This window comes from Pseudomonas sp. 65/3-MNA-CIBAN-0223 (assembly GCF_040310425.1).
Taxonomy (GTDB): domain Bacteria; phylum Pseudomonadota; class Gammaproteobacteria; order Pseudomonadales; family Pseudomonadaceae; genus Aquipseudomonas; species Aquipseudomonas gregormendelii.
In genome coordinates, this window is record NZ_JBEOPV010000122.1 from 1 (window position 1) to 276 (window position 276).

Below are 276 nucleotides of genomic sequence, written 5' to 3' on the forward strand. Positions count from 1 at the left end.
GGATAACGGTCCGGCCATGCTCGATCTGGCCCGCGCGCGCTGCGAAGAGGCAGGACTGGCAAACGTCGAGCTGAAGCTCGCCGACGCCCTGCACGACGACTGCGCACCCGCCGACTGCGTGGTACTGAACATGGTGCTGCATCACCTGGCCGCGCCAGGCGAAGCGATAAAACAACTGGCACGACTGGTGAACGCAGGCGGCAGTCTGCTGGTCACGGAGCTGTGCAGCCACAACCAGAGTTGGGCCAGGGAGGCCTGCGGCGATCTGTGGTTGGG

General features: G+C 65.6%; 1 protein-coding gene. It reads left to right on the top strand.

Annotated elements, in window-relative coordinates:
* On the top strand, positions 1 to 276 hold a 276-nt coding region (locus tag AAEZ09_RS28195), incomplete at both ends, for a class I SAM-dependent methyltransferase (RefSeq protein WP_350601635.1).